22 protein-coding genes are annotated in these 25,838 nt (G+C 44.2%); 7 read left to right on the top strand and 15 right to left on the bottom strand.

Going from position 1 to position 25,838, the window contains the following annotated elements; all coding sequences use genetic code 11:
- Nucleotide 1 precedes the first annotated feature (1 nt).
- The 5 genes from ACKWCA_RS11920 to ACKWCA_RS11900 all read right to left on the bottom strand — a co-directional run bounded on the left by ACKWCA_RS11920 (nt 2) and on the right by ACKWCA_RS11900 (nt 6,038).
- Nucleotides 2-748, bottom strand: coding sequence for an SDR family NAD(P)-dependent oxidoreductase (locus ACKWCA_RS11920; protein ID WP_413978423.1), 747 nt, complete (start codon nt 746-748; stop codon nt 2-4).
- Nucleotides 732-1,448, bottom strand: coding sequence for a galactosamine-6-phosphate isomerase (locus ACKWCA_RS11915; protein WP_413978422.1), 717 nt, complete (start codon nt 1,446-1,448; stop codon nt 732-734). Before ACKWCA_RS11915 ends, ACKWCA_RS11920 begins: the two co-directional genes overlap by 17 nt.
- Nucleotides 1,445-3,241: a sodium:solute symporter family protein gene (locus ACKWCA_RS11910; protein WP_413978421.1), complete on the bottom strand. Its 1,797-nt coding sequence runs from the start codon at nt 3,239-3,241 to the stop codon at nt 1,445-1,447. The genes ACKWCA_RS11915 and ACKWCA_RS11910 overlap by 4 nt, the downstream gene beginning before the upstream one ends.
- 37 nt (nt 3,242-3,278) lie before the next feature.
- On the bottom strand, nt 3,279-4,652 hold the full coding sequence (locus tag ACKWCA_RS11905) for a family 4 glycosyl hydrolase (RefSeq protein ID WP_413978420.1): 1,374 nt from the start codon (nt 4,650-4,652) through the stop codon (nt 3,279-3,281).
- 117 nt (nt 4,653-4,769) lie between these two features.
- Entirely contained in the window at nt 4,770-6,038 is a 1,269-nt protein-coding gene (locus ACKWCA_RS11900) for a serine hydrolase domain-containing protein (RefSeq protein WP_413978419.1), read from the bottom strand.
- Between the two features lie 434 nt (nt 6,039-6,472).
- On the opposite strand from ACKWCA_RS11900, the gene ACKWCA_RS11895 reads away from it, so the two are divergent.
- Complete coding sequence (locus tag ACKWCA_RS11895; protein WP_413978418.1) at nt 6,473-8,164, top strand: arylsulfatase; 1,692 nt, start codon at nt 6,473-6,475, stop codon at nt 8,162-8,164.
- Nucleotides 8,161-9,219 carry a glycoside hydrolase family protein gene (locus tag ACKWCA_RS11890; protein WP_413978417.1) on the top strand — a complete coding sequence of 353 codons (1,059 nt, stop codon included), beginning with the start codon at nt 8,161-8,163 and terminating at the stop codon, nt 9,217-9,219. The genes ACKWCA_RS11895 and ACKWCA_RS11890 overlap by 4 nt, the downstream gene beginning before the upstream one ends.
- An 8-nt stretch (nt 9,220-9,227) precedes the next feature.
- Here ACKWCA_RS11890 and ACKWCA_RS11885 read toward each other — a convergent pair whose 3' ends face one another.
- The 10 genes from ACKWCA_RS11885 to ACKWCA_RS11840 all read right to left on the bottom strand — a co-directional run bounded on the left by ACKWCA_RS11885 (nt 9,228) and on the right by ACKWCA_RS11840 (nt 21,019).
- The gene (locus tag ACKWCA_RS11885; protein ID WP_413978416.1) at nt 9,228-10,814 is read right to left on the bottom strand and encodes an NADP-dependent glyceraldehyde-3-phosphate dehydrogenase; all 1,587 of its coding nucleotides are present in this window, start codon (nt 10,812-10,814) and stop codon (nt 9,228-9,230) included.
- A gap of 120 nt (nt 10,815-10,934) precedes the next feature.
- Nucleotides 10,935-12,404 (bottom strand): ketol-acid reductoisomerase, encoded by a 1,470-nt coding sequence (ilvC, locus tag ACKWCA_RS11880; RefSeq protein WP_413978415.1) that lies wholly within the window; start codon nt 12,402-12,404, stop codon nt 10,935-10,937.
- Nucleotides 12,405-12,464: 60 nt separating this feature from the next.
- Complete coding sequence (gene ilvN, locus ACKWCA_RS11875; RefSeq protein ID WP_413978414.1) at nt 12,465-12,995, bottom strand: acetolactate synthase small subunit; 531 nt, start codon at nt 12,993-12,995, stop codon at nt 12,465-12,467.
- Between the two features lie 16 nt (nt 12,996-13,011).
- Nucleotides 13,012-13,593, bottom strand: coding sequence for an O-methyltransferase (locus ACKWCA_RS11870; protein WP_413978413.1), 582 nt, complete (start codon nt 13,591-13,593; stop codon nt 13,012-13,014).
- A gap of 59 nt (nt 13,594-13,652) precedes the next feature.
- Nucleotides 13,653-15,407: a biosynthetic-type acetolactate synthase large subunit gene (ilvB, locus tag ACKWCA_RS11865; RefSeq protein ID WP_413978412.1), complete on the bottom strand. Its 1,755-nt coding sequence runs from the start codon at nt 15,405-15,407 to the stop codon at nt 13,653-13,655.
- A gap of 72 nt (nt 15,408-15,479) precedes the next feature.
- Nucleotides 15,480-17,156: a dihydroxy-acid dehydratase gene (gene ilvD, locus ACKWCA_RS11860; RefSeq protein WP_413978411.1), complete on the bottom strand. Its 1,677-nt coding sequence runs from the start codon at nt 17,154-17,156 to the stop codon at nt 15,480-15,482.
- Between the two features lie 354 nt (nt 17,157-17,510).
- Nucleotides 17,511-18,356 (bottom strand): 5-oxoprolinase subunit C family protein, encoded by an 846-nt coding sequence (locus ACKWCA_RS11855; protein ID WP_413978410.1) that lies wholly within the window; start codon nt 18,354-18,356, stop codon nt 17,511-17,513.
- Nucleotides 18,349-19,086: a 5-oxoprolinase subunit PxpB gene (gene pxpB, locus ACKWCA_RS11850; protein ID WP_413978409.1), complete on the bottom strand. Its 738-nt coding sequence runs from the start codon at nt 19,084-19,086 to the stop codon at nt 18,349-18,351. The genes ACKWCA_RS11855 and pxpB overlap by 8 nt, the downstream gene beginning before the upstream one ends.
- Nucleotides 19,083-19,826 (bottom strand): 5-oxoprolinase subunit PxpA, encoded by a 744-nt coding sequence (pxpA, locus tag ACKWCA_RS11845; RefSeq protein ID WP_413978408.1) that lies wholly within the window; start codon nt 19,824-19,826, stop codon nt 19,083-19,085. The genes pxpB and pxpA overlap by 4 nt, the downstream gene beginning before the upstream one ends.
- Entirely contained in the window at nt 19,826-21,019 is a 1,194-nt protein-coding gene (locus ACKWCA_RS11840) for an Nramp family divalent metal transporter (protein WP_413978407.1), read from the bottom strand. Before ACKWCA_RS11840 ends, pxpA begins: the two co-directional genes overlap by 1 nt.
- A 221-nt stretch (nt 21,020-21,240) precedes the next feature.
- Here ACKWCA_RS11840 and ACKWCA_RS11835 point away from each other — a divergent pair, with 221 nt between their 5' ends.
- From ACKWCA_RS11835 to ACKWCA_RS11815, 5 genes are all read left to right on the top strand, one after another.
- Complete coding sequence (locus tag ACKWCA_RS11835; RefSeq protein ID WP_413978406.1) at nt 21,241-21,684, top strand: hypothetical protein; 444 nt, start codon at nt 21,241-21,243, stop codon at nt 21,682-21,684.
- A 20-nt stretch (nt 21,685-21,704) separates the two neighbouring features.
- A complete protein-coding gene (locus ACKWCA_RS11830; protein WP_413978405.1) occupies nt 21,705-22,268 on the top strand; it encodes a hypothetical protein in 564 nt (187 codons plus the stop codon).
- A gap of 172 nt (nt 22,269-22,440) precedes the next feature.
- Nucleotides 22,441-23,550, top strand: coding sequence for a pyridoxal phosphate-dependent aminotransferase (locus ACKWCA_RS11825; RefSeq protein ID WP_413978404.1), 1,110 nt, complete (start codon nt 22,441-22,443; stop codon nt 23,548-23,550).
- Nucleotides 23,551-23,974: 424 nt separating this feature from the next.
- On the top strand, nt 23,975-24,805 hold the full coding sequence (locus tag ACKWCA_RS11820; protein ID WP_413978403.1) for a hypothetical protein: 831 nt from the start codon (nt 23,975-23,977) through the stop codon (nt 24,803-24,805).
- Nucleotides 24,806-24,856: 51 nt separating this feature from the next.
- A complete protein-coding gene (locus ACKWCA_RS11815) occupies nt 24,857-25,681 on the top strand; it encodes a class I SAM-dependent methyltransferase (protein ID WP_413978402.1) in 825 nt (274 codons plus the stop codon).
- The last annotated feature ends 157 nt before the right edge of the window (nt 25,682-25,838 follow it).

Raw genomic sequence — 25,838 nt, 5'->3', positions numbered from 1 at the left:
CTTAGTATGTCGCCCGACCACCTGACAGATCAAAGGTGAATCCGGTGGAAAAACTATTTTCCTTGCTAACGATGAATAACGCCATATGGGCCAATTCGTCCAAGGTACCGCAACGTTTCATCGGGATTTTATCCGTCATATACTTCACCTGCTCGTCGGGCATTTGCGCTACCATTGCCGTTCGAATCACGGCCGGAGCCAAGGCGTTCACGGTAATACCGGTTTCTGCATATTCCTTTCCCTGAACTTTGGTCATGGCGATTACGGCAGCTTTCGATGCCGAATAGGCCAACATACCGGCATTGCCCTCTTTTCCGGCAATGGAAGCGATATGCAATATTCGACCATAGTCTTGTTGCAGCATGAGCGGTAAGCAATATTTACTGGTCAAAAAACTGCCGACATAGTTAACATCCATTACGGCTTTAATGTTCTCAGTTGCCGCCAAATGACTTTTTACGTTGGTTTCCCCCACAATCCCTGCACTATTGATCAAGATATGAACAGCTCCAAATCGTTGATGTATCGATTGAATGGTGGTTTTAACCTGCTGTTCGTCCGTAATATCTATCGGATACACCTCATTCGGGTTTTGCAAAGAGGCCTGCAAGCCCAATAAAGTGTCCTCGTTTTTATCCAATAGGGCCAATTCGACTCCGTGTTCGGATAACTTATGGGCAATAGCCATCCCTAGTCCAGATGCGGCCCCGGTGACTATGGCCACCTTGTTCTTAAAATTGTTGAACATACTTTTTAGTTTTCCCTTTCAAGATAAGACAATCCACATTATCATGCTTCCAAAGCCAGGTCGCGGGGCAGTTAGTAGTGATTTTACCGGATAGCAGTTGTTCCGTAGCGTCTTTTTTATGCGCTCCTGATACCAAGAGTATGATTTTTTTGGCAGCTAGAATATCCTGGATTCCAAGGGTCAATCCCTGAGCTGGTTTTGACTCAGCGCCTCTTATCATATGGTGTCCTTGCGATTCAGGGGTCAGGTTTGCGATATGACAATGCGGTTGTAGTTCATCTGCGGGTTCATTAAAACCGAGATGCCCGTTCTTTCCCAGACCTAGAATACAAAGGTCAATGGGGCCCTCGCGATTCAACCATTCCTGAACTCGTTTACATTCCCGTTCCAGGGATTTCACATTTACATTAAAGCTTAGGTAGCGCGCTATCGGAATTTTCAAGGGTTGTAGTATATAATCGTTGATGTATGAATGACATGAACCTTCGGTAGAGGAAAGTCCGATCCATTCATCCAAGGGAATGATTCTTGCATTGGCAAAGAACTTGTCATGCTTTGCCAAATGACGATAAAGAGGTTTTGGAGAACTTCCGGTGGCTGTACAGAGCAGGGCATTCGTTTTGCGCTTTACTTCCTGTAAAACCAACTCGGCCGCTTGCTGCCCCATAGTTTCCTCACTTTCGAAGTATTGGATTCTCATGAGACCTCTTTTGTTTTAGCCGATTCCACTAATTTCAGGGTAATCCAGCCACATACTATACCCACAAGTATCAATACCAGTGCAATACTATAACTACCTAATACCAAATGACCTACACTAAATAAAATACTATTTAAAAATATTACGCCAAAGACAAAACCCAACCAAGAATCCCGTGAGCTACTTTTATCCACGAGCTCGGGAACTTGTTCGGCTATAGGCTTCCACCATCCTTTTGGACGAACTTTGATATAAAAAGCAAGTAGCTTTTCGTTGTCCACCGGTTTCGTAACGAAGGTGACCACCAAACTAATAACCGTACACAGTAAAAGAATGACCGTGGCCCTGATTAGAGCCACGTCATCTTGATACCATCCATTGACCACGGTCAAGGCCTTGTCATTGATCCACCCAAAGCTATGCATCCATTTCACCCATAAAAACCCGTTGGCCAGCACCAGAGCCGAGACCATACTTGCAATTTCGGACCAAGCATTGATACGCCACCAAAACCAACGAAGCATCAATATAATGGCAATACCGGACACAATTTCAATGATATATATCCATGCGCCTGCAATACTATCCATTTGCCATGCAGCGATGGCCGAAAGCAACAATAACAGTACAATACTCACTCGAGACACCAATAAATAATGGCGGTCATCTCCTTTTGTATTCATAAACCGTTTGTAAATATCATTTACCATATACGACCCGCCCCAACACAAATGCGTATCAATGGTACTCATAAAAGCAGCCATAAAGGCTGCGACTAAAAGTCCCTTGAGGCCGACGGGCAAGACCGCATTGATCATCATTGGATAGGCTAATTCAGGGTCGGCCAAAAGTGCTTCCGAAGCCTCTGAAATGGGTAAAATAACAATGGAACCAAGACCGACCACAATCCATGGCCATGTCAAGATCACGACACCTGCCACCGCAAACCAAAGTGAAGCTTTGATCGCATGTTTTTCGGTACGGGCAGAAAATAAGCGTTGTACAATATAGCCATCGCCCTGTGCTTGCCCCAACCATAGTACACCAATAAGGCATACAAAAGCGATCATCTCGGTAGCCCCGATATGGGACAAATCGGGAAACATGTCCAACACACCCGCCGGCGCATCGGATCTTGCGGCAATTTGAGTAGCCAGTGCCGTTGGCCCCCCGACTTGAATAAGTACCAAAACTGCAAGTATCATCGTACTAATGACGCCTGCGGAAAAATGCAGCATATCTAAAATCACCACACCTTTAATGCCTGAAGTCAGTGTGTGCACTAAGGCAAACGTCAAGGTAATACCGAGAGCGAATTCAGCACTCCAGCCTAGCATAATATTCGAAAATTTGAGCATGGCGAGAATCACCCATCCCATGGAAATGCAGTTTTTGAAAACTCCGAAAAAAGCGGCCGTAAACCCTCGAAGCACGGAAGCCGATTTACCACTGTAGCGCAGTTCGATCATTTCGGCATCAGTCAAAATCTCAGCTCTACGCCAATATTTGGCATAAAAGAATACCATCATCATAATACCTGCGCCCAAATACCACCATAGCCAATTGCCATAAATACCTTTACTGCGAACTAAGGCAGTGACCGCCAACGGAGCATCTGTGGCAAACCAGGTCGCAGCAATTGAAGTTCCCAAAAGCCACCAAGGCAAATTGCGACCTGCTACAAAAAAATCCGTTATGTTCTTCGATTTGTGCTTTACGACAAAAAAGGCGAGACCTATTGCCAATAGCAGGTATGCAAAAATCACGGCCCAATCTAGGAATTCAAGTCCCATAGGCAGCTAGTTTTTGGAGTTGGAGATCTCTATGCATTTAATGGAGCGGAGGTAATACCTCTTTTTGCAAGGTCAACATTTCATTGCACATATCAATGGCATTTCGATAAGAGTCTACCGTAGGTTCAATAAGAATAGCTTGCAACAATTTATCCTTTGATTGTTCATCATAGGCCTCTACCAGAAGTTGATGAATACTGGCATGCAAGCGAATTGTTGCCGCTATACCTTCGGGTATCGGCTGCATCGCAACAGGCTGAATTCCGTCAGTATCGCAATAAGCCGGAAGCTCCACCACTAAATTATCGGGTAGATTCGGAATAGCTCCTTTATTCGGTACATTGACCGCTTCAAGCCATTGCCTTTCATTACTAATAACCGATTCCATAATTTGCGTGGCTATCTCACCAGAACTCTTAAAGCTACCATCTTCGTTCTGTAGTTGCAGTTCTTCCGTACTTCCTACCGGTAGTAATTTCTTAGTCCAGTCTTTGGTCCATTTCCGTTCATAATCCACCCGATCAACGGTATACACGCCTTCCGGAATTTGATTGTTTTCCCAAGGATGACCATCCGAAGGGTCATAGAAAAATTGCAATTGCGGAATCACAAATTCTTCTGCCCAACGAATATATTCCCCATAATGATTGGAAGCGGGTGAAGGCCACTGTCCGAATCTGCGAAACAGAATTCTGCCCAAGGCCAATTCATGCCATTTCGCCAACCAATCGCCTTCTTGTTCGACAGCTCGTAATTTCGGGTACAAATCCTCACCTGTAGATTTATGCTTAATCTCTTGAAACCATGTGAAGTGATTCATACCACATGCTTTGGTTTGTAATTCATCTAGGGGAACCTGTAATAATTCGGATAACTGTTCACGCCCCATAAAAACACCATGGCATAGGCCCACAGTTTGTATTGTGGTCAATCGTGTTACCGCCTCACATATTTTATGTTCCGGATTGGAGAAGTTCAAAAGCATCGCATTTGGGCATAACCTTTCCATGCTGCGGGCCAAATCCATAATCACCTTTATATTTCGCAGTGCATGAAAGAGCGAGCCAACTCCCCCATTTTCGCCGTAAACTTGTTTGAAACCATACTTTCTGGGAATATGAAAATCCTGCGCCCAATAGACATTTCGGTCTTTTTCAAGAGCACAAATAACAAAATCAGCTCCTTTAATGGCTTCATCCCTGTCTGTAGTAGCAATAATATGGGCTTGGCGCTTCAGCTTCTCATTGACATATTCGCCATGTTTGACCACATGGTCCAAATGGTTTTTCTCGATATCCATGAGATGAATCTCCAAACCATTCTTACATAGTGTCGTGCTCATTAAAATGTCTTGCACGATTATCGGTCCGAATTGCAAGCTGCCTGCACCGATATAGGCTATTTTGACCATGTATTTTCTTTTGATAGCTAGTGATTGCTAAATATAGAAGGATTTTACACCAGAAACAAATTGCCACACCTTAGTGTCTTGAAACTCAAAGGGGTCTATTTAATTGAAGATACCTGGCTATTCTGCAGGGAATTGATCTTGGATATCTTTGACAATCCTATACAAATCCGGAATCACGTTTCGGGCCAATTTTGAATTCCCATTCAAAAGCACACAAATACCCAGATCGGTATCAGGAAAAAGGGCGATTTCGTTTCGGTAGTTGTTCACACTGCCACCATGGTGCCAAACGGTCGTTTTTTTAGGGGAATCCGATTGCTGAAACTCATGTATGCGCCATCCAAACCCATAAGAGGACTGTACATGACCCTGCCAACGTTGGTAGTACTTGTTATTGTAGTTCAAGGCGACAAAAGGTTCAAAGACATCTTGTATCGCATCTTTTGGCATCACCTCGGGCCGATGCCCCAACAAGAAGCGCATCCATTTGGCCATATCGAGGGAGCTTGCGTTGATTCCACCTGCGACGACTGCGTTGTAATATCGATCCCGTAGAGGTAAACTTCTCCATCCCTTTCGCCTTTTGGAATGCGGCATGGCCACATTGTCGCTCTCCAGTAGTGTACTATGGTCCATCGATATGGAAGACATTCCCAGCGGCTCGAAAAAGCGTTTGCGCAAGAGGGTCTTGACATCTTTACCTGTCGCCCGCCGCACTACTTCCTGACTTAAGGAAAACATGGCATTTTGATAACTGTACATTTGCCCCGGTTCACTTATCGGCTTTACTTCATTGAAACGTGATGCAATTTTTTCTACGGAAAGTCCGGCCTCTACCAAATTGGTAAAGCTGTGATAGGGTGTTCCTGACGTATGCGATAAAATATGGGATAGCTTTACTTTTTGGGTATGTTGTTCATCCCCAAATTTGAACTCGGGCAGGTATTCGACTACCTTGTCATTGAAGTCCAATTGCCCCTCTTGTTTTAGATCTGCCATCAAGACCCCACCGAATCCCTTTGAAAGGGAACCTAGCCGAAATACGGTTTCTCCATCGACCCCGGCAGCGCCTCCAATGCTTCGCTTGCCATACCCCTCGGAAATCAAAATGGAATCACCTTTTACGATACTAACCCCGGCACCTACCATGGTTCCTGATTGTATCGCTTTTTTAAAATATCCTGCCAAGGCTTTTTGAAGCCTTTCTTGACGTGATCTATATAATTTGATTTCTTTTTTGGAGACCGAAATACGTGTGGTCATCACTTCTACGCCGATGTCTTTTGCCTCGCGTGCAGATTCGCTCTTCAGCACATTAAGTGCCAATACCGTAAACAAGGCTGCGATGACTACAACACCGCCAACCAAGAATTTTAATTTACTCACAGGTCAAGTTTAAGGTTTGGTATGATACGGACCAAGCCGCATCTGGTATATCCATAACTGAAAAAAGGACTGTTTTAGTATACAAAACATGCCATGGGGGACATTCAAACTTAACCAAGTTTTGTCAAAACCGGAAACAATTCTTGCCAAAGAAAACCTAAGACATGCATGTTTTACGTTAAAAATACCTCAGGGCCATCCATCTGTTTTCCGTTTTGGCGAAAAGCCATGAAGAAACAGTAAGAATAAACCTCTAAAGCATCTGAAACAGAGAAATTGATCTAAAAGTGTTTGTATGAGGTAGTACTTATGGAGTCACGGACTATGGTCTAGTTCTAAGTCTTGAATCTGCCTGTTCTTTTTACGAAACCAAGGTCGAATTTTCTCTGAAATCAGTTAACTTCAAAATCTAGATAACCCATAAGCCGCTACTGATGTCAAAATGGAAGTATTTTTATTTCGGATGGATCGCATTATTGTTAGTTGGTTGTGGAGCACCCGCTTCCAAGGACGAGCGTCCCAATATTGTCTTGATCATGTCCGACGACATGGGATATTCGGATATCGGATGCTTTGGAGGGGTCATCGAAACCCCTGTGTTGGATGGTTTGGCCGAAAACGGCTTACGCTATACCCAATTTTATAATACTGCTCGCTGTTGTCCTTCGCGGGCGGCCTTGTTAACTGGTGTTTATCCGCATCAAGCGGGAATCGGCCATATGGTCAATGATCATGGAAATGATATTTATAATGGCGATTTGAGCGCAAAAGCCGTAACGATTGCCGAAGTTTTACGACAAGCCGGTTATGCAACGTATATGTCCGGAAAATGGCACGTGACTCCATATAAGCCCAATGAAGCGCATCCCTCTAAGGAAAATTGGCCCTTGCAACGCGGGTTTGATCGATTCTTTGGTACCATTCACGGAGCGGGAAGTTTTTATGACCCCAATTCACTGACACGCGACAATGATTTCATAGCACCATCAAAAGATTTCTATTATACCGATGCGATCTCGGACAATGCCGTCTCCTTTATTGAAAATAACGAGCCAGATACTCCATTTTTTCTCTATGTGCCGTATACCGCGGCGCACTGGCCGATGCACGCAAAACCAACGGACATTGCAAAATATAAAGGGAAATTTGATTCGGGCTGGGATGTGATGCGAGTGGAAAAGTACACTCAGATGCTAGACTTAGGGCTACTAAGACCTGAATGGCCGTTACCTGAAAAGGATGGCATACCCGATTGGGAGGAAACACCACATCAAGATTGGTACAGCTCGCTCATGGAAGTCTACGCGGCCATGGTCGATAATATGGATCAAGGCATCGGGCGTATCATGAGTGCTTTGGAAGCCAAGGGACTTCAGGAAAATACCTTGGTCTTCTTTCTACAGGACAATGGCGGTTGTGCGGAAGAATTTGGTTTTCGTGCGCAAATCGAGCCAAATCACAAGGACGTATCAATGGATTCGATTCGACCCATGGGCGACGATGAACTACAGACCCAAATGGTTCCTAAATACACACGGGACGGAAAACCCGTACTATCTGGAATAGGCCTTCAACCCGGAACTGCCGACACCTATCTCGGCTATGGAAAACCTTGGGCCAACGCGAGCAATATTCCGTTTCGGATGTACAAACACTGGGTTCACGAAGGGGGCATCGCCACTCCCTTAATCGTACACTGGCCTAAAGGTATTGCCTCAAAAAATGAATTCCGAAACCAACCCGGACATCTCATCGATATTATGGCCACCTGCGTGGATGTGGCCAATGCCAACTATCCAAAAAACTATCATACGAATTCAATTGTGCCCATGGAGGGCATCTCTTTGGCACCTTCTTTTGAAAAAAAGCCGTTGCAAGAACGCACGCTCTTTTGGGAACATGAAGGCAACAAGGCCGTCCGGTCCGGGAACTACAAACTGGTTTCAAAATGGAATGAGCAGAGCGAATATGCCTGGGAACTATATGATATGAACTCCGACCGAACCGAAACCAAAGACCTATCACTTCAAATGCCCGAAAAAGTAAAGGAAATGGAACAGCTATGGCAGGATTGGGCAAAAAAAGTGGGTGTACGCAACTGGACAACAAAAGAATTGGTCGAATGAGGACACTCGGCATATTTTCGGTTCTGTTGACAGGTATTCTTATCCTCTACGCCTGTGGTGGGCAAAAGAGCAGGAGTCTAAAGCTTGTTTCACCTTCCACTATGGAGGACATCTACGATACCATCAAAACCCCATATAAATACGGGGTAGTTTTTCAGCACCCTGATACCACCAAATTGATCGACTCCCCAACTATTTTCCGAAAAGATGGCCAATGGCACATGACCTATATTGTTTTTGACGGGCAAGGCTATGAGACTTGGCTAGCGCAAAGTCCGGATTTGCTCCAATGGGAATCAAAAGGCAAACTTTTATCGTTTACCCAAAACACTTGGGATGCCAATCAAAAGGCAGGTTATGTCTCTTTAGTCCAGTATGATTGGGGAGGGGATTATGGCGTTGAAAACTACAAAGATTCGTATTGGATGACCTATTTGGGCGGCAATAGCAGCGGATATGAAAAGGGTGTCTTGAAAATTGGTCTGGCACAGACCGACGACCTGACGCAGGTGCAGCTATGGAAGACGAAACAGGCGCCAGTGCTTTCACCGAATGATGAAGATGCCCGTTGGTTCGAAAACAAAACCATCTACAAGAGTCTCGTCATTAAAGACACGCTCTCACATACGGGCAGCCCCTTCGTGATGTTCTACAATGCGAAAGGAGATGGGGATTTTGAAAGTATAGGTATGGCTGTCTCAGATGATATGTTAAATTGGAAACGCTATGGTGAAGATCCCGTAATCACGCGTAAAAAAGGTATTTGCGGGGATGCTCAAATTACCAAAATCAATGATGTGTACGTAATGTTCTATTTTGGTGCCTTTTGGAAACCTGGAGCTTTTGAACGTTTTGCTTGTTCGTATGACCTGATCAACTGGACAGATTGGACCGGACCAGACCTAATCGCGCCATCGAAGGATTACGATAGGGAATATGCACACAAGCCATGGGTCATCAAATGGAACGGTATCGTCTACCACTTCTACAATGCGGTCGGCAACCAAGGACGGGTCATCGCCTTGGCAACCTCAAAACAGGTTTCCAGCGATTAAAAAATGTTTTAAAGAATATAATCCGTGCTCACAAAATTGGACAGCCGTGTCTCCAACAATTTCTCAAGAATCTCATTGTTGAGCGCATTGTCTTTTGAAGCCACAAAAGTTCGAATCGAAAAGGACCGCAGGGCATCATGAACACTTAACGTCGCCACAGCCGAATCTTTTCTGCCAGTAAACGGATACACATCCGGACCACGTTGACACGAGCTATTCAGATTGACACGGCAAACCAAGTTGGCCAGGGTGTCGATCAAGGGAGCTAGGGTATAGACATCCTTACCGAACAGGCTCACTTGTTGTCCATAATTACTCTCGGCCATATCATCCAATGGTTGTTCAATATCGTTGAAAGCCAAAATGGGAATAATCGGCCCAAATTGCTCTTCTTGATAGACTCGCATATCCTTGGTTACTGGATAGACCACAGCAGGCCAGATGTAATTATCAAAATGTTGCCCGCCTTTTTCATTCAGCACCTTGGCTCCTTTTTCAATGGCGTCGTCCAATAATTCTTGAATATAGGCTGGCTTTCCGGCTTCGGGCAAAGGGGTGAGCTTCACGCCTTTCTCCCAGGGGTTGCCAAACGGAAGTTTGTCTACTGCTGCGCTAAAACGTTCGTTGAACTCCTCCACGATTTCTTCATGTACATAAACCACTTTTAAGGCCGTACACCGTTGTCCGTTAAAGGAAAGGGTGCCCGCCAGACATTCATCGATCGTCAAATCCAAATCGGCATCCGGTAGCACAATGGCAGGATTTTTAGCTTCAAGTCCCAATACGAGCCGCAGGCGGTTGCTCTTCGGATGCTGTTCCTGTAAAGCGTTTGCAGAGGAACTATGACCGATTAGCGCGAGTACATCCACTTTACCGGTCTTCATAATCGGCCCTGCAATGGCCCTGCCTCGCCCGAATACAACATTGACTACCCCTTTGGGAAAACTTTCTTGAAAGGCCTCTAATAAAGGGGTTATCAGCAATACCCCGATCTTCGCGGGTTTAAAAACGGCCGTATTGCCCATTAATATGGCAGGTATCAGCAAACAAAAGGTTTCGTTTAGTGGATAGTTATAGGGCCCTAAACAGAGTACGACCCCGAGCGGACCTCTTCTAATATGTGCCAACACCTCCGATTTCTTTTGGAATTTGGCGGAGTCTCGATCTAGGTTCTTATAGTTCTCTATGGTATCATTGATGTATTCGACGGTACGATCGAACTCCTTTTCGGAATCGGGCAATGTTTTCCCGATTTCCCACATGAGCAGTTTGACCACTTCTTCGCGTTTGGTCTTCATTTTCTCGACAAAACGCTCCATACAGGAAATCCGGTCCCTGACACGCATGGTGGGCCAAGCGCCTTGACCTTTTCCGTAGGCCCGAACAGCGGCTTCCAATGCCTCCAATGCTTCCGTTTCGCCCATATCAGGGGCGCTGCCCAAAAAGGTGGGGGCGTAGCTTTCCGTAACCGAAATCGTCGAATAGACTTCCGCTGTTTTACCCGACCATTCTTTGAGTGTTCCGTCGACCAAATACTGTCGTTGATCGATGGTTTCAGTGATTTGGTAAGCTGCAGGTATTTCAGGTGTGTTCATCTCGATGCGTTTTTCAAATTTCCATAAATTTAAAAGACCCACAGGAAACCCGTGGGTCCTTATTGCCCTTTCCCTTATGGGGGGAACTCGCCTATCCACTGATAGACTTAAGAAAAAGGCCTATACGATTGGCTTCATCGCGGTCATGGACTCCCTAAGGCGCGCCCCCACGATTTCTACCGGATGCTCTCTAAGTACTTTATTGACGTGAATCAATTTGGCATTATCCACGCCATTACCTTCACCATACCCCTTACCGATGACATCGGTATCTATTTTTGTCATAAAATCGGCCAATAACGGTTTACACGCATGGTCGAACAAATAACATCCGTATTCAGCGGTATCCGAAATGACACGGTTCATTTCAAACAGTTTCTTTCTGGCAATGGTATTGGCAATCAAAGGCGTTTCATGCAAGGACTCATAATAAGCGGACTCACCGATGATTCCGGATTCGGTCATACTTTCATAAGCCAGCTCTACTCCTGCCCTGACCATGGCTACCATCAACACCCCATTGTCATAATATTCTTGTTCGGAAATCTCCACATCGGCTGCGGGTGTCTTTTCAAATGCGGTCTCCCCAGTGGCAGCTCTCCACCCCAATAGATTTTTATCGTCATTGGCCCAGTCTTCCATCATGGTTTTCGAGAAGTGTCCGGTCATGATATCATCCATGTGCTTGTGGAACAATGGGCGCATGATATCCTTTAATTCCTCTGAAAGTTCAAAGGCCTTTATTTTCGCCGGGTTGGATAGGCGGTCCATCATATTGGTTATTCCACCATACTTCATCCCTTCCGTAACGGTTTCCCATCCGTATTGGATCAATTTGGATGCGTAACCGGCATTCACTCCTTTTTCGATCATCTTATCGAAGCACAGAATACTTCCGGTCTGCAATAAACCACAGAGAATGGTCTGCTCACCCATCAAATCGGATTTGACCTCGGCAACGAAAGACGATTCCAAAACACCGGCCCGATGGCCTCCTGTACCCACGGCATAGGCCTTCGCCTGCTCCAATCCCTTACCTTGTGGGTCGTTGTCGGGGTGCACTGCAATCAAGGTCGGTACCCCGAACCCTCTTTTGTATTCTTCACGTACTTCAGAACCCGGACATTTGGGTGCTACCATAATGACCGTCAAATCTTCCCGAATCTGCATTCCTTCCTCTACAATATTGAAGCCATGGGAATACGAAAGTGTTGCGCCTTGTTTCATTAAGGGCATCACCGTACTCACCACATTGGTATGTTGCTTATCAGGAGTAAGGTTAATGACTACATCGGCATTCGGAATCAATTCTTCATAACTGCCAACTGTAAACCCGTTTTCCGTCGCGTTTAAATAGGACTGTCTTTTCTCTGAAATCGCAGCTTCACGTAACGTATAGGAGATATCTAATCCTGAATCGCGCATGTTGAGTCCTTGGTTCAATCCTTGTGCCCCGCACCCTACAATTACGATTTTCTTTCCTTTAAGTGCGGATACGCCATCAGAAAATTCGTTTGACTCCATGAATCGACATTTACCGAGTTGGGTCAATTGGTCCCTTAAGGATAGCGTATTGAAGTAATTTGCCATAATAGTATTCTCTTTGTGTCTTCCCGTATCGGGAAAATGTATATTAAGGTTATTATTTAATTATTCTTGTTCTTGAAATTCATTTAACATTGCCGTAATTCTCATTTCCGATTTTGTGACGGCAATTCTACCCGAACGCACAAATTGCATGATGCCAAAGGGTTCAAAAAGGTCGTGCATTTCATCGATTTCGTGTTTTCTTCCTGTCTTCGCCAAAACGAAAAAATCGCGTGAGACCGTTACGATCTGTGAATTGCTCTCTTTGATGATATTTTGAATTTGACGCTCATCGAACAAAAGGCTACTCGCGATTTTAAATAAGGCCGATTCTTGATAAATGGTCTCCTCATCCGTATGGTAAAAGGCTTTGATGACCTCGATTTGTTTTTCAATTTGCCCTACTATCTTGCGTGTCCAGTCCTCCGTGATATGCACGACGATAGTGAATTTCGAGACGCCCGATATTTCCGATTTCGAAACATTCAAACTCTCGATATTGATGTGTCTTTTCAAGAATATTCCAGATATTCTATTCAACAATCCTACGTTATTTTCGGAGTAGACCGAAATAGTAAACCACTGTTTTTCCATGTTATTTATATCACAACTATTTTGTTCGCACCGCGATAATCAAACCTGTGGACCAATTCATTTTGGTCAGGTTGAAATCATCTCGTTTTTCTAAATAATCCACCAATCTATTGACGTGGTTCTCATGCCCTTCCGGCCAATTTGGCTGAGCTCTCATATCATCTATAATATAAAACCCACCGATCTTCACCATGCGCAATACGTCATCGATTTCACTGTATTTTCCAGGCCAGGCATCGGCAAAAATCAAGTCGAACTCAAGATTTTTATGTGCCTTTATCCACTTGGCACCATCTTCACAGACAATATCAAGTCGATTATCGTTCCCGAAATAGTGTTTCGCGATTTCAATAAGTTCTGGATCATTGTCAACAGTAGTCAAGCGTGCCTCTTCACCCATACCATCGACCATCCATGCTAGGCTTAATCCGATCCCGGTACCCAATTCGAGAAAACTTCCTTTTGGCTTGGAAGCCATAAGTGTTTTCAACAGTGTTCCGATATACAGGTCAGATGACATGGTAAATCCGATTTCTTCGGATTTACGGACTATCTCAGAATGTATGCTCGGAATATCCGAAATATAGGAATCGTTCACTGGATCTATATATTACTAAATGGCGTATTCTTTGTTTTTACCTGTTTTTCTAATCGCTATTATTTCAATCGAATATCGGAAACCGACGCTCCTGAAGGAATCATTGGAAACACGTTATCTTCTTTTTCGACTTTCACCTCTAAAAAATAGGGTTTGTCGGAAGCGATCATTTCGGCTACGGTCGATTTCAAATCTTTGCGTTCGCTTACACATTTGGCCTCAATATGATAGCCCTCGGCGATTTTCACGAAATCAGGATTCACCATGACCGTGGATGCATAGCGGCTTTCGAAGAACAGTTCTTGCCACTGTCTGACCATACCAAGATGATCGTTGTTCAATACTACGATCTTCACCGGTATCTGATGTTGGAATATGACCCCCAACTCTTGTATGGTCATTTGATATCCGCCATCACCTATAATGGCAACGACCTCACGCTCCATAGCCCCCATTTTGGCTCCGATGGCTGCCGGAAGGGCAAAACCCATAGTTCCTAATCCCCCTGAGGTGATGTTACTCTTTGAATCCTCGAATTTGGCATAGCGACAAGCGATCATTTGATGCTGTCCTACATCCGTAACGATAACTGCCTTATTTTTGGTCGCCAAATTGATTTCCTCGATTACCTCACCCATCGTCAGTCCAGGCTTTGTCGGATGGATATCATTTTTGATGACCGTGTCGAATTCAATTTGATACTTTTCCTTAAACACATTATGCCAAGCCTCATGACTATTTTCATTTATTAACGGAAGCAATAGTTTTAAGGTTTCTCGCGCATTCCCCAAAACGGCTACATCGGCTTTTACATTCTTATTGATTTCTGCTGGATCGATTTCAAAATGAATCACCTTCGCCTGCTTGGCATAGGTATCCAAACTACCCGTAACGCGGTCATCAAATCGCATACCGATGGCCAATAGTACGTCACACTCATTGGTGAGTATATTCGGCCCGTAATTTCCATGCATCCCTACCATGCCCACATTCAATGGATGACTGGTCGGTATGGCAGATTCACCCATGATGGTCCATGCTGCAGGAATGCCTGCTTTTTCGATCAACGCCTTCAATTCTTCTTCCGCCTCTCCTAGAATGACGCCTTGACCCCAAACGATATAGGGCTTTTTGGCGGCATTGATACTATTTGCAGCGCTTTTGATCGCACTCATATCCGGTTTCGGCACGGGCTTATAACTGCGCACACCGGTACATTTTTCATAGGTAAAATCCAGCTCATCAAATTGGGCGTTCTTTGTAATATCCACTAAAACAGGGCCTGGACGCCCAGATTTCGCGATATAAAACGCCTTTGCCATTACCTCGGGAATTTCCGAAGCCTTGGTAATCTGGTGATTCCATTTCGTCACCGGTGTTGAAATACCGATGATATCCGTTTCTTGAAAGGCATCGGAGCCCAACAGATGCCTGGGTACTTGCCCTGTCAAGCAGACCATCGGGGTCGAATCGATTTGCGCATCTGCCAAACCGGTGACCAGATTGGTTGCTCCGGGACCTGAGGTAGCCATGGCAACACCAACCTTACCCGAAACCCTAGCATAGCCTTGGGCCGCATGGGTCGCTCCTTGTTCATGTCGTGTTAGAATATGGGTCAGTTTATCCTGAAATTTGTAGAGCTCATCATAAACAGGCATTATCGCACCACCAGGGTACCCATAAAGTAAATCGACACCTTCGGCCAAAAGGCAGTGGATTATTGCTTCGGCCCCACTCATACGGGTGCCTTTTTGCTGTTCCGCCTTTGGCTTAGCCTCATTGGCGGATTGGTTTTTTTCTTTTACTGTTTCCATATTCCAAACTCAAGTTCAAGTACGACGTAGTGACTCCGTAAGATACGTGTCATCACTTTGTGTACTTTTTTATTAAAACTCATCGGTTACACATCCCTGTGCGGCCGAGGATACAGAGCGTGCATACTTATACAACACGCCTTTTTTAAATTTTAGCTCCGGTTCTACCCAGTTTTCCTTTCGTCTTTTCAGTTCCTCCTCTGAAACGTCCACATTTATCGAATTGGTCTCCGCATCAATGGTAATCGTGTCACCATCCTCTACGAGTCCAATGACTCCTCCTTCTTGCGCTTCGGGCGAAATATGTCCTACGACAAAGCCGTGCGTACCACCGGAGAAGCGACCATCAGTAATCAACGCAACCTCCTTGCCTAGACCAGCGCCCATAATGGCAGCGGTCGGTTTTAACATTTCGGGCATACCGGGACCTCCTTTAGGACCTTCATAGCGAATCACTACGACGTCTCCTTTTTGAACAAGTCCTGTTCGAATGCCATCATTCGCATCGTATTCACTATTGAAAACCTTGGCTTTTCCCTCAAAACGCAGTCCTTCTTTTCCTGTAATTTTAGCTACTGAACCATTTTGGGCCAAATTGCCATATAACATTCGTAAATGCCCGGTGGCCTTAATCGGTTTGTCTAGCGGGCGGATGACATCTTGGCCTTCTTCCAGATCAGGAACGTCCGCCAAATTCTCGGCCAAAGTCTTGCCTGTAACGGTCATACAATCACCGTGAAGTAAGCCGTTTTTCAATAGGTATTTCAACAAAGCCGGTATTCCACCCACTCTGTGCACGTCTTCCATCAAGTACTTTCCACTAGGTTTCAAATCGGCAATGAACGGAGTAGTGTCACTGATATGTTGAAAATCTTGTAATGTAAATTCAATATCGGCGGCTCTTGCAATTGCTAAAAAATGCAGCACCGCATTGGTAGAGCCTCCTGTTATGGTCACAAGTCTAATGGCGTTTTCCAATGATTTTCGAGTCACGATGTCCAAAGGTTTGATGTCCTTTTCAATGAGTGTTCGCATCTGCTTCCCTGCCGCCACACACTCGGCCTCTTTGTTGTCACTTATCGCAGGATTGGAAGAATTGTAGGGCAAAGCCATTCCTAATGCCTCAATAGCCGAGGCCATAGTATTGGCTGTATACATACCTCCACAGGCCCCCGCACCCGGGATCGACTTCTTAATAATCGATTTGAACTCGGATTCTTCCATGGTACCGGCTACTTTCTCGCCCCATGCTTCAAAAGCGGAGACAATATCCAATTTCTTATCGTTATGACATCCCGAAGCAATTGTTCCGCCATAAACCAAAATAGCGGGGCGATTCAATCGTAACATCGCCATTAAAGCGCCAGGCATATTTTTATCGCATCCGACTACCGTCACCAAGCCATCGTATGACATCCCTTGAACAACGGCCTCCATTGAATCCGCGATGATATCACGAGAAGGAAGGGAAAAACGCATACCAGGGGTACCCATCGAAATACCATCACTTATGCCGATGGTATTGAAAATAAGTCCGACCGTCTCTTTCGAGTTCACCCCCTCTTTCACCAATTTTGCAAGATCGTTCAAGTGCATGTTACAGGGGTTGCCCTCATAACCTGTACTGGCAATACCCACCAGTGGCTTTTCGAAATCCGCATCGGTAAACCCAATAGCGTATAACATGGCCTGTGCCGCTGGCTGTGTTGGGTCTTGGGTTACATTCTTACTGTATTTGTTTAATTCCATTATCGTGTTCTATTCCGGTTTTTATTCGCACATCTCAGCGCTTATTAACAAATATAGAAGTTTCCTAAAGCCCGCGTTTTAACCAAAACAGGTGGATGTAAAGTCAATTTTGCCATATTTTAGCCAACTCCTTTATTTACAATAGGTTAAACCTTCTATTCATACCATATTCATGCATTAGATCGGACTTTGGATTGTTCCTAAAAAAGAAAGCCTGTATCGGGTTTCGATACAGGCTTTCTTGACAATGAAAATCCATATCATCCCGTTATGGGACAATAAGAAGCACATTGACTACTACTTTATTTATTTTCATTACTACAATGATAGGTAAAAATTAGCAGTTGAAAAAAATCAGGCCCTTAAAAGTTTGAACGCGATAGCATCTCCGAACTTTTTCTGTGCCAAAACGGAAATCGCCTTGTCGGAAAGCTGTAAAATTCTCGGATATCCGCCGGTCGTTTGACCATCTTTCATCAGAATAATCAATCGTCCGGAAGGCGTTAACTGCACGGTGCCCGGTAAAGTGGCGGAAGTCAACATTGTAAGTTGATGTCCCTCAATGGTATCGGCCAATTGGTAGGCCATACGATTATTCTCTTTCGCTACGTTGAATTCGCCAGCGAAAAGCCGCTCTAATTGTTTGTCATGCAGTTGTTCGAATTCAGGGCCTTTCGACACCTCCAAGATCGTTTCATCCAAAAAAGAATCGACCTTAATTTCCGATATTTTGGGTTCAAAGATGCTCACACCATCATAAGGCACCTCCGCCCTATCGCTCAAACAATTTTTAATGGTCACCGGAAAGTATTGAGATCGGCTCATCAAGATGGAGTCGGTCTTAAAACCATCTTTTACCGCCAAATAATTTCGAAACCCTTTTTTCAATCGTCCATACGATAGAATATCACCAGCTTCGACTTTGTGTATCTTATAATGTTGGATCGGATTGTTGTTCAAGGTTACCGAAATTTCGGCACCGCCTAAGCAGATATAGGTGGGTGCCTCAAATTCAATGGTGGGTCCTGTCATGGTCATCTCCATTAAGGCTGCGTTTGGTTCATTCTCCAGTAGCAAGTTGATTTTTGTAGCGGAGAACGAATCCATGAAGCCGGAAACCGGAACGCCCTTGTCCAGATAACCGAAGCGACCTTCATCTTGAATACTGGTGAAAAATCCTGATTTTAGCAGTCTAAGCATCCAACTTGATTTTTTCCAATTTATAAATCCCGACCTCCCCTTCTATTTTATGCAGGTCGTATTCGGCTTTTTCTATAGCATAAAACTGCACCTTGTCTCCTACATTTACAAAACAGGGGTCTTCATTGCCGGGGTTGAACATCGCGACCGAACAATTTCCGATAATATTCCACCCCCCTGGTGACTCCTGCGGGTAAATACCCGTTTGCTTCCCGGCCAAGCCAACAGCTCCTTTCTGCACTTTAAGGCGCGGTTCTTTTCTTCTAGGAATTTCCAATTTTGAAGGCAAGCCTCCTAAATACATGAACCCTGGTAAAAAACCAATACCGTATACCGTGTACCGCGAGGCTGTATGGAGCTCGATTACTTCGCCTATTGACATTTTCAGCCGCTCAGCTACTTCGGGCAGGTCTATTCCGAATTCCAGATCATAACACACCGGCAGTCTCCACAGAAACCTTTCCCGACTTTCAGAGGTGAAATCCTCGGCATACCATTTGGTGATATCTGTCCGTAGTTCGGAGAAAGCAATAGGACTCTTGCGGTGGATCAGGGTAATCGAATTGTAAGAGGGCACGATTTCCCATGCCGATTGGTCAAGACAATTTTGCTTTAAGTGTTTGGAGAACAGTAGAATATCATCAAGAATGGATTCCTCGACTTTTGGAGGCCATTCTACCAAAATAGCATGAACGCCGAACTGGCGTATGGAGATGGAATAATCGCTCACTTCTTGATATGCAAATTATACATGATTTGATGAGCTGAAATATACGTTAATATTTCCAAAGCAGATGGGGTATCCCCATGGATACAATAGGTATCGGCCAACATTCGTATGCGCTTCCCACTCGGAAGCTTGGCCTCTCTTTCATGCACCATTCGCGCAATGTGTTCCAACACGGCTTGGGGCTCTTGAATGACGGCGTTTTCTTTTTTTCTTGACATGAGCAGGCCTTCATCGGTATAATTACGATCTCCGAACGCTTCATACTTTATCTGAAAACCGGACACCAGGGCCTCTCCTTCAATGGCCGAGTTAAAGGGTACGTATAGAAAGGAATCCTTTTTATAGGGTTCAATGGCTTCCAAAAACGTACGTGCTAGGTCTCTATCTACCGTAATATCATTATAAAGTGCTCCGTGCGCCTTAATGTGGTATAGCGAAATTTGTTCTTCCGTTAGAATGGAAACGAACTCGGCCATCTGTTTTTGTAAGGAATCGATCAATTGCTCCTTGGGCATTGACAGGCTTACCCGCCCAAAATTCTCCCGATCCGGATAGGAAGGGTGTGCACCGACCTTGACCTTATGTTGTTTTGCGATCTTTGCGACCTGTGCCATGGTCTTAAGGTCTCCTGCGTGACCTCCGCAAGCGATACTGCATGAAGAGACCAGGGGTAATATCTTTTCTTCATTCCCGACACCTTCACCTACATCACAATTGATATCGATAGCTACTTTTTCCATTATAATAGACCAATTACTTTAAATATACTCTTTAATCCCAAGGCCAGTGCCAACACTATAATAAGGATACCGATAGCATTCTGGAACTTCGTATTCCTGTAGTCGCCCATAACCGAAACCTTGTTTACGATCCACAGTAAAAACACGGCGATCAAGGGTAATAGAATGCCATTCGCTACTTGGGCGAACTTAATGATTTCAATTGGGGTATATCCAAAAAAGAGAAAACCGACGCCCAAAGCGAGAATAACCATCCAGACCATTTTGAACTTGATGTGCTGCAATCCTACCCGCCAGCCAAAGCAGCTATTTACCACATAGGCAGCTGCCAAAGGAGCTGTAATTGCCGAGGTCACGCCTGCCGCAAAAAGTCCTATCCCCATAAAGTACTTCGCCGCACTACCATAAAGCGGTTGAAGTCCCTTGGCCAGATCAAGTACATTCGTAATCGTTTCACCTTGTATTGTACTTGCCGCGATAATGATACACATAGAGACCATGCCGCCCAATGCGATTGAAATATAGGTATCGCGCCGTACGGACTTCAGGTCATCTTTTGACTTCCATTTTTCGCTGACCAAAGAGGCATGTAGAAAAAGATTGTACGGCACTACGGTCGTACCTACCAATGCGATAAGGGTCAATATTCCGTTTTGGGGAATTTCAGGTATAAAAAGACCTTTAAAGATCTGACCTAGATCAGGTTTAGTAATAATCGCGGTCACGACGAAAGACAAGCTCATGACGATGACCAAGGACACCAACACTTTCTCAAGCACTTTATAATTGCCGATATACAATAGACCAAAGGCACATATACCTATGATTAAGGGATAATAATTTACATAATCGACGCCGAAAAGGGCCTCAAGTCCCAAAGTAGCTCCCCCGATATTACCCGCTTCATAAGCGGCGTTACCAATCACTATAGCCCCTAATATAATACCTATGACGCTATAGCGAATCAAAGGAGTCTTCAATTCACTTTTGATGACATCGGCCAATCCCCTTTGCGTAATGATCCCTAATCGCGCGGCCATCTCTTGTAACACTATTGTTGCTATGATCGAAAGCAACATCGCCCACAAGAGCGTATAGCCGAATGCCGCACCGGCAAGGGTGCAGGCCGTTACGGTTCCTGGACCTATAAAGGCTGCGGCCACGAGGACACCGGGGCCAATTTTTTTGAACATCTCTAGTGCGGTTGTTAACTTATCGGGTAAATATAGAAGGTTCTTTCCAATTCCGTTGCTATGAAAACCATATAAATTCAGAGGTTCATTTTAACAAATTTTGTGCATTTCATCTAAAAATTTGCAGTTCGTCTAAAAGTGGGGTACCGTACATCGAGATTATATAATATTCCAAAAAAGCGTCGGTTATACTAATCCCAAACCACAATTAACCTACTTAAATGACGTGTTTAGAATGTAATAAAGAACTCGGTTACGTTGACCACAAAAACTCCATGAGCTCCCTAGGTGTAGAACTATGCAGTCAGCATAGAATACGAATGGAAAAGCTGCGTAAGCAAAATGGAACGCCCTTAGAAGCGATACAGCTCTATTATGGACTAAAGGAGGAAGGCGTAAGTGCAATGCTAGAATGGTGGGATGGCAAGAAGTCAGTAGACATAGCTATTTCACGGGTGAAGTTGAACATTGAGATCGATTGTGAATATCATATGTTGACACATGAACAGGCCATAAACGATTTGGAAGAGGCGATGCACTCGTTTAAAAACGGGTTTACCACCATTCGAATTCCACATGTTCTCATTAAATATTATCTCAAAGAAACCGTTCATAATATTATCGGTATTATGGAAGGATTGCGAGCGAACATCAAAGCAATTTAATCCCCTAAAAAAACAGTTGTATGTCACCCATGAAAAAGATTTTGAAGCTACCGCTGAGAGTGTCCATTGCGATCTTATTATTCGGAATGTTGGCCAAAATATTGGAGTGGCCCTATGCCAAGGAAGTCATGCTATTGGGCTTTTCGTTAATCGGAGTTCTATACATGCTTCGATTCGCCAAGAAAACCGAAAAGCGATTCATCGATTATACCAAATTGGTATTGATCGTCTTTTGGTCTACAAACGGAATTTTCAGGGTTCTGGACTTTCCCTATACCCTATTCTTCCAGATCATCACCGCAATTGCTTTCCTTACTTGGTTCATTATGGAAGGAACCGCTTATTTTCTCGATGAGGACCGTAGGGCAAAAAATAGTTTAGGACAAATATTATGGAACTGTCTACTTGTCGTAGGAACTTTGGGCGTAATCGCAGGAACAATCCTTAAAGTTTTGGATTGGAGTTATGCAATTCACTTACTTTCATTAGGCATTACCTTAATCGGAGCTTATGTATTAAAGGATGTTTTCGTACCCGCTTCGCCGCGCAAGGAAGAACCGAATAATGAAGAATTTCAGCTTTGAATCCAAATGGTTGTGGAGTTAACAGGATTCTTGAACCATCGCAGATAGCGATGGTTCTTTTTTTGTTCGTATCCGACCGTGTTTCGCTTCAGCCTCAAAACCGGTTTGTAACCACCGTTTAGAACTTACCAACACTATTATTCGTATCTTCTAGCTCTCAAAAAGATATGAAATGAAAAACATTGATCGTAGAAAATGGCTAAAGACCGTTGGACTCTCCAGTGGTTTTGCCCTGGTGGGTGGCTTGGAGGCTTTTGCAGTTGAAACCCCGGATAAAGTTACTTCTAATGGACTCATAAAATTGAGTTCCAACGAAAACCCTTATGGCCCTTCAAAACGGGTCAGGGCGGCAATTACCGACTCATATGATGCTGCATGCCGGTATCCTTTTCAGGCGCTATCCGGTCTTGTCGAAATGATCGCTGAAAAGGAAGGTGTGACCAAAGACCATATCGTCGTCACGGGTGGCTCAGGGGAAGGCCTGTGTGCCGCTGGATTGGTGTACGGGGTGGCCGGCGGTGAAATTATCGCGGCGGATCCTACATTTCAACAGATTCTTCGCTATGGGGAAGCACATGGCGCATACGTACATCGGGTGGCGGTAGATGCTACCTTTAATCATGATTTGGAGGCCATGGCCAAACGGATCACCACACGTACGCGGCTCATTTACATTTGCAATCCCAATAACCCCACAGGTACGATAATCGAAAAAAACCAATTGCAGGATTTTTGTGCATCCATGAGCGAGCAGGCCGTGGTTTTTAGTGATGAAGCCTATTATGATTTTATTCTTGAGCCCGATTACCCCTCTATGGTAGAATTGGTCAAAAAAGGCAACAACGTTATCGTCTCTAAGACCTTTTCAAAGGTATATGGCATGGCAGGGCTTCGTATCGGGTATTTGGTCACGCGACCCGATATCGCCTCACGATTGAAGCGAAGCGTGATGGCCAGAACCAACATGTTGGCCATCGCCGCCGCAAAAGAGGCTTTGAAGGATGATGAATTCTATAAATTCAGCCTCATGAAAAACGCTGAGGGAAAAAAACTCATTTATGGGGCTTTGGATGATCTAGGTTTGGAATACATCAAGTCACATACCAACTTTGTTTTCTTTAAGTCTGGGAGGCATATTGACGGGTTGATAGCGGATATGAAAAAGGAGAATATTATGATCGGTCGCCCATTCCCTCCTTTTTACAACTGGGCCCGTATCAGTACAGGGAAAGTCGAGGAAGTAGAACTCTTTGGAAAGGCCATTCGAAAGGTACTTGGCTAAGGAACCGGCCCGTCGAACGGCCAAAATTATCGATAAGGCTTGATCTGTAACCATCTGTGTATCGGGTACTCATAGATAAAATACACACGTTTATCGAGCTCAAGGTCATCTGTCGAAATTATCCTCCCTTGACAGAATGGTTCGGGTACTGATATCACTTCTCGCGTTTTACTAACAAATTCATACGTATGCAGAAGGAAACTTCAATCTATGCTAGTCTTTTGTATGCCTATTGCGCATTTTGCATTATTTGGGCCCTATTGGTACTTCTAATGTACACCTAAGCGCTAGGATGCAGTAAAACTGGGAAGCGGCAAATGCCGCTTCTCTTTATTTTAAACCCTCCTAAACTCCGTTACGGAGGTAAAATTCACAATATTACCAGGTATTTTTCGTTTCTGTATTGCCTTCAAATGATATTGAAATGAAGAAAATAGTTTTTTTAGCAATCGGTATTTTACTGTTCTATGCCACACCTATTCATGCTACACTTTCGAATAGCAAGAAACAGGCTCCGCCACAAACGCGAATAGAAATTACACTTCCGAACAGTGCTTCGGTCTGGTTGTCTCCAGGAAAAGTCAAAATGGAATGGTATACCAAGAACATTCCGGACGACAAGACCATACAGTTCTATCTGACCAAAGATGATATGGTGGTTCAGGAACTCGGAATTTTCAAGAACAACAAATTCGTTGAAGACGTATCATTGGATCGAGGACTTGCGGAGGGTACGAACTACCGGGTCATCGGTATTGAACTTTTTCCGGATAACAAATATTCGATTGCAAAATTCGCCACTCCCTTTTTCACCATCAAAAAGGCCCCCCGTAAGGAAAAAGCCATTGTTAAAACCGAAGCCAAAAAGGTATTGGAAGTGTCAGAAGAAAAACCAGTTGTACGAGAGAGTTTTGACGGTAGAAATCTGAACTATGTCAATGAGATCCAGGTCAAAAGTGAAAATATCAAAATCAATTTGCGCGATCACGGTCGTGTTGACGGTGACATCGTATCGATTTATCTCAATGGAGAAGCGGTCGTATCAAAGTACCTACTGACTTATCGCAATAAAACTTTCGATATCAAATTAGACCCGAATAAATCGAACGATCTCTTTCTATATGCCCATAATTTGGGTACATCACCACCGAATACCGTAGCCATTGAAATTAAGGATGGACCCGTTTCCGAAAAAATTATCTTGAATTCCGATTTAAAAAGTTGTGAGGCGGTACTCATTAAAATAGCGGACTAGAACGTAGTCATTTCATAAGATTTAGGGCGACGGGTACCGAAAACAAGCGGTATGCCAAATATACCTTACCGTTGGTCGGTCTATTGCCAAAGATATACTTCCATTACCCAATTATTAGCTACCTTAGAACAGCAACAATTGCCCGCTATGAAAAAAAAATTGATCGATTTATTGAAAATCGCTCCGTTCACGTATTATCAAAATGCCAAAACAAGGGTCAAAAGGGCCAAATCAAAACGACTCATACGATCTTATTTAAAACAGGCCGATAGACCGATGCTTAATATCGGCACGGGGGTCAATGTTTTGAAAGGGTGGCTCAATACGGACCTCTATCCGCAAAAACCGGAAGTCGTTTATCTTGATGCCAGTATCAAATTTCCATTTGAGGACAATACCTTCGATCATATTTATTCCGAACACATTTTCGAGCATCTTTATTTTGAAGACTCCTGTAATATGCTCGCGGAGTGCTATCGGGTGTTAAAACCAAATGGTGTGATGCGCTTGGCTTTACCCCATGTCGGTTTTCTTCAAGGGCTCTATAATAACCAAGAGGACAAGGTCAACAAAGCCTATATTGAATTCGCCAAAAAATACTTTATTCCTGAACAGACCAAGGTCGTTGGCGACAGTGACCACTACAACATTTATGTCATCAACAATTTCTACCGTAACTGGGGGCATCAGGTCATTCACAGTTATGAAACGCTGAAGGAACTCGTAGAAAAGTTCCAGTTTCAACAAGTGGAACGAAAAGAGGTCGGTGAAAGTGACTTGGCCGACCTACAAGGCTTGGACGGAAATGGCCGAGCAGAGTATCCACCTGAATTCTACAAGGTACAGACGTTGATCATTGAGGCGAGAAAAATCTGATTATCCCATCAGTATAATTGCCCGTTGAACAGGCTTTAACTTGATTATCGATTCTATCAATTGGTTTTTGGAAACAACCCGTACATTTCTCTAGCGTGAACCCAATTTGTTCCAATTCATTTGTCCCAATGCAAATCATGGTGTAAATTATACCGTT

It is taken from the genome of Maribacter corallii (genome assembly GCF_047345415.1).
Lineage (GTDB): Bacteria > Bacteroidota > Bacteroidia > Flavobacteriales > Flavobacteriaceae > Maribacter_C.
Note: the sequence above shows the minus strand (reverse complement) of the source record. Positions and strands in the feature narration are given on the sequence as shown.

Excerpts from the sequence above, each read along its gene's own strand:
- ACKWCA_RS11905 (WP_413978420.1), bottom strand. The coding sequence starts at position 4,652 with ATGGTCAAAATAGCCTATATCGGTGCAGGCAGCTTGCAATTCGGACCG.
- ilvB (WP_413978412.1), bottom strand. The coding sequence starts at position 15,407 with ATGGAAACAGTAAAAGAAAAAAACCAATCCGCCAATGAGGCTAAGCCA.
- ACKWCA_RS11820 (WP_413978403.1), top strand. The coding sequence starts at position 23,975 with ATGAAGAAAATAGTTTTTTTAGCAATCGGTATTTTACTGTTCTATGCC.
- ilvC (WP_413978415.1), bottom strand. The coding sequence starts at position 12,404 with ATGGCAAATTACTTCAATACGCTATCCTTAAGGGACCAATTGACCCAA.
- ACKWCA_RS11855 (WP_413978410.1), bottom strand. The coding sequence starts at position 18,356 with ATGCTTAGACTGCTAAAATCAGGATTTTTCACCAGTATTCAAGATGAA.
- ACKWCA_RS11830 (WP_413978405.1), top strand. The coding sequence starts at position 21,705 with ATGTCACCCATGAAAAAGATTTTGAAGCTACCGCTGAGAGTGTCCATT.
- ilvD (WP_413978411.1), bottom strand. The coding sequence starts at position 17,156 with ATGGAATTAAACAAATACAGTAAGAATGTAACCCAAGACCCAACACAG.
- ACKWCA_RS11890 (WP_413978417.1), top strand. The coding sequence starts at position 8,161 with ATGAGGACACTCGGCATATTTTCGGTTCTGTTGACAGGTATTCTTATC.
- ACKWCA_RS11895 (WP_413978418.1), top strand. The coding sequence starts at position 6,473 with ATGTCAAAATGGAAGTATTTTTATTTCGGATGGATCGCATTATTGTTA.
- ACKWCA_RS11920 (WP_413978423.1), bottom strand. The coding sequence starts at position 748 with ATGTTCAACAATTTTAAGAACAAGGTGGCCATAGTCACCGGGGCCGCA.
- ACKWCA_RS11815 (WP_413978402.1), top strand. The coding sequence starts at position 24,857 with ATGCCAAATATACCTTACCGTTGGTCGGTCTATTGCCAAAGATATACT.
- ACKWCA_RS11910 (WP_413978421.1), bottom strand. The coding sequence starts at position 3,241 with ATGGGACTTGAATTCCTAGATTGGGCCGTGATTTTTGCATACCTGCTA.
- ACKWCA_RS11835 (WP_413978406.1), top strand. The coding sequence starts at position 21,241 with ATGACGTGTTTAGAATGTAATAAAGAACTCGGTTACGTTGACCACAAA.
- ACKWCA_RS11915 (WP_413978422.1), bottom strand. The coding sequence starts at position 1,448 with ATGAGAATCCAATACTTCGAAAGTGAGGAAACTATGGGGCAGCAAGCG.
- ACKWCA_RS11885 (WP_413978416.1), bottom strand. The coding sequence starts at position 10,814 with ATGAACACACCTGAAATACCTGCAGCTTACCAAATCACTGAAACCATC.
- ACKWCA_RS11825 (WP_413978404.1), top strand. The coding sequence starts at position 22,441 with ATGAAAAACATTGATCGTAGAAAATGGCTAAAGACCGTTGGACTCTCC.
- ACKWCA_RS11840 (WP_413978407.1), bottom strand. The coding sequence starts at position 21,019 with ATGTTCAAAAAAATTGGCCCCGGTGTCCTCGTGGCCGCAGCCTTTATA.
- ilvN (WP_413978414.1), bottom strand. The coding sequence starts at position 12,995 with ATGGAAAAACAGTGGTTTACTATTTCGGTCTACTCCGAAAATAACGTA.
- pxpA (WP_413978408.1), bottom strand. The coding sequence starts at position 19,826 with ATGGAAAAAGTAGCTATCGATATCAATTGTGATGTAGGTGAAGGTGTC.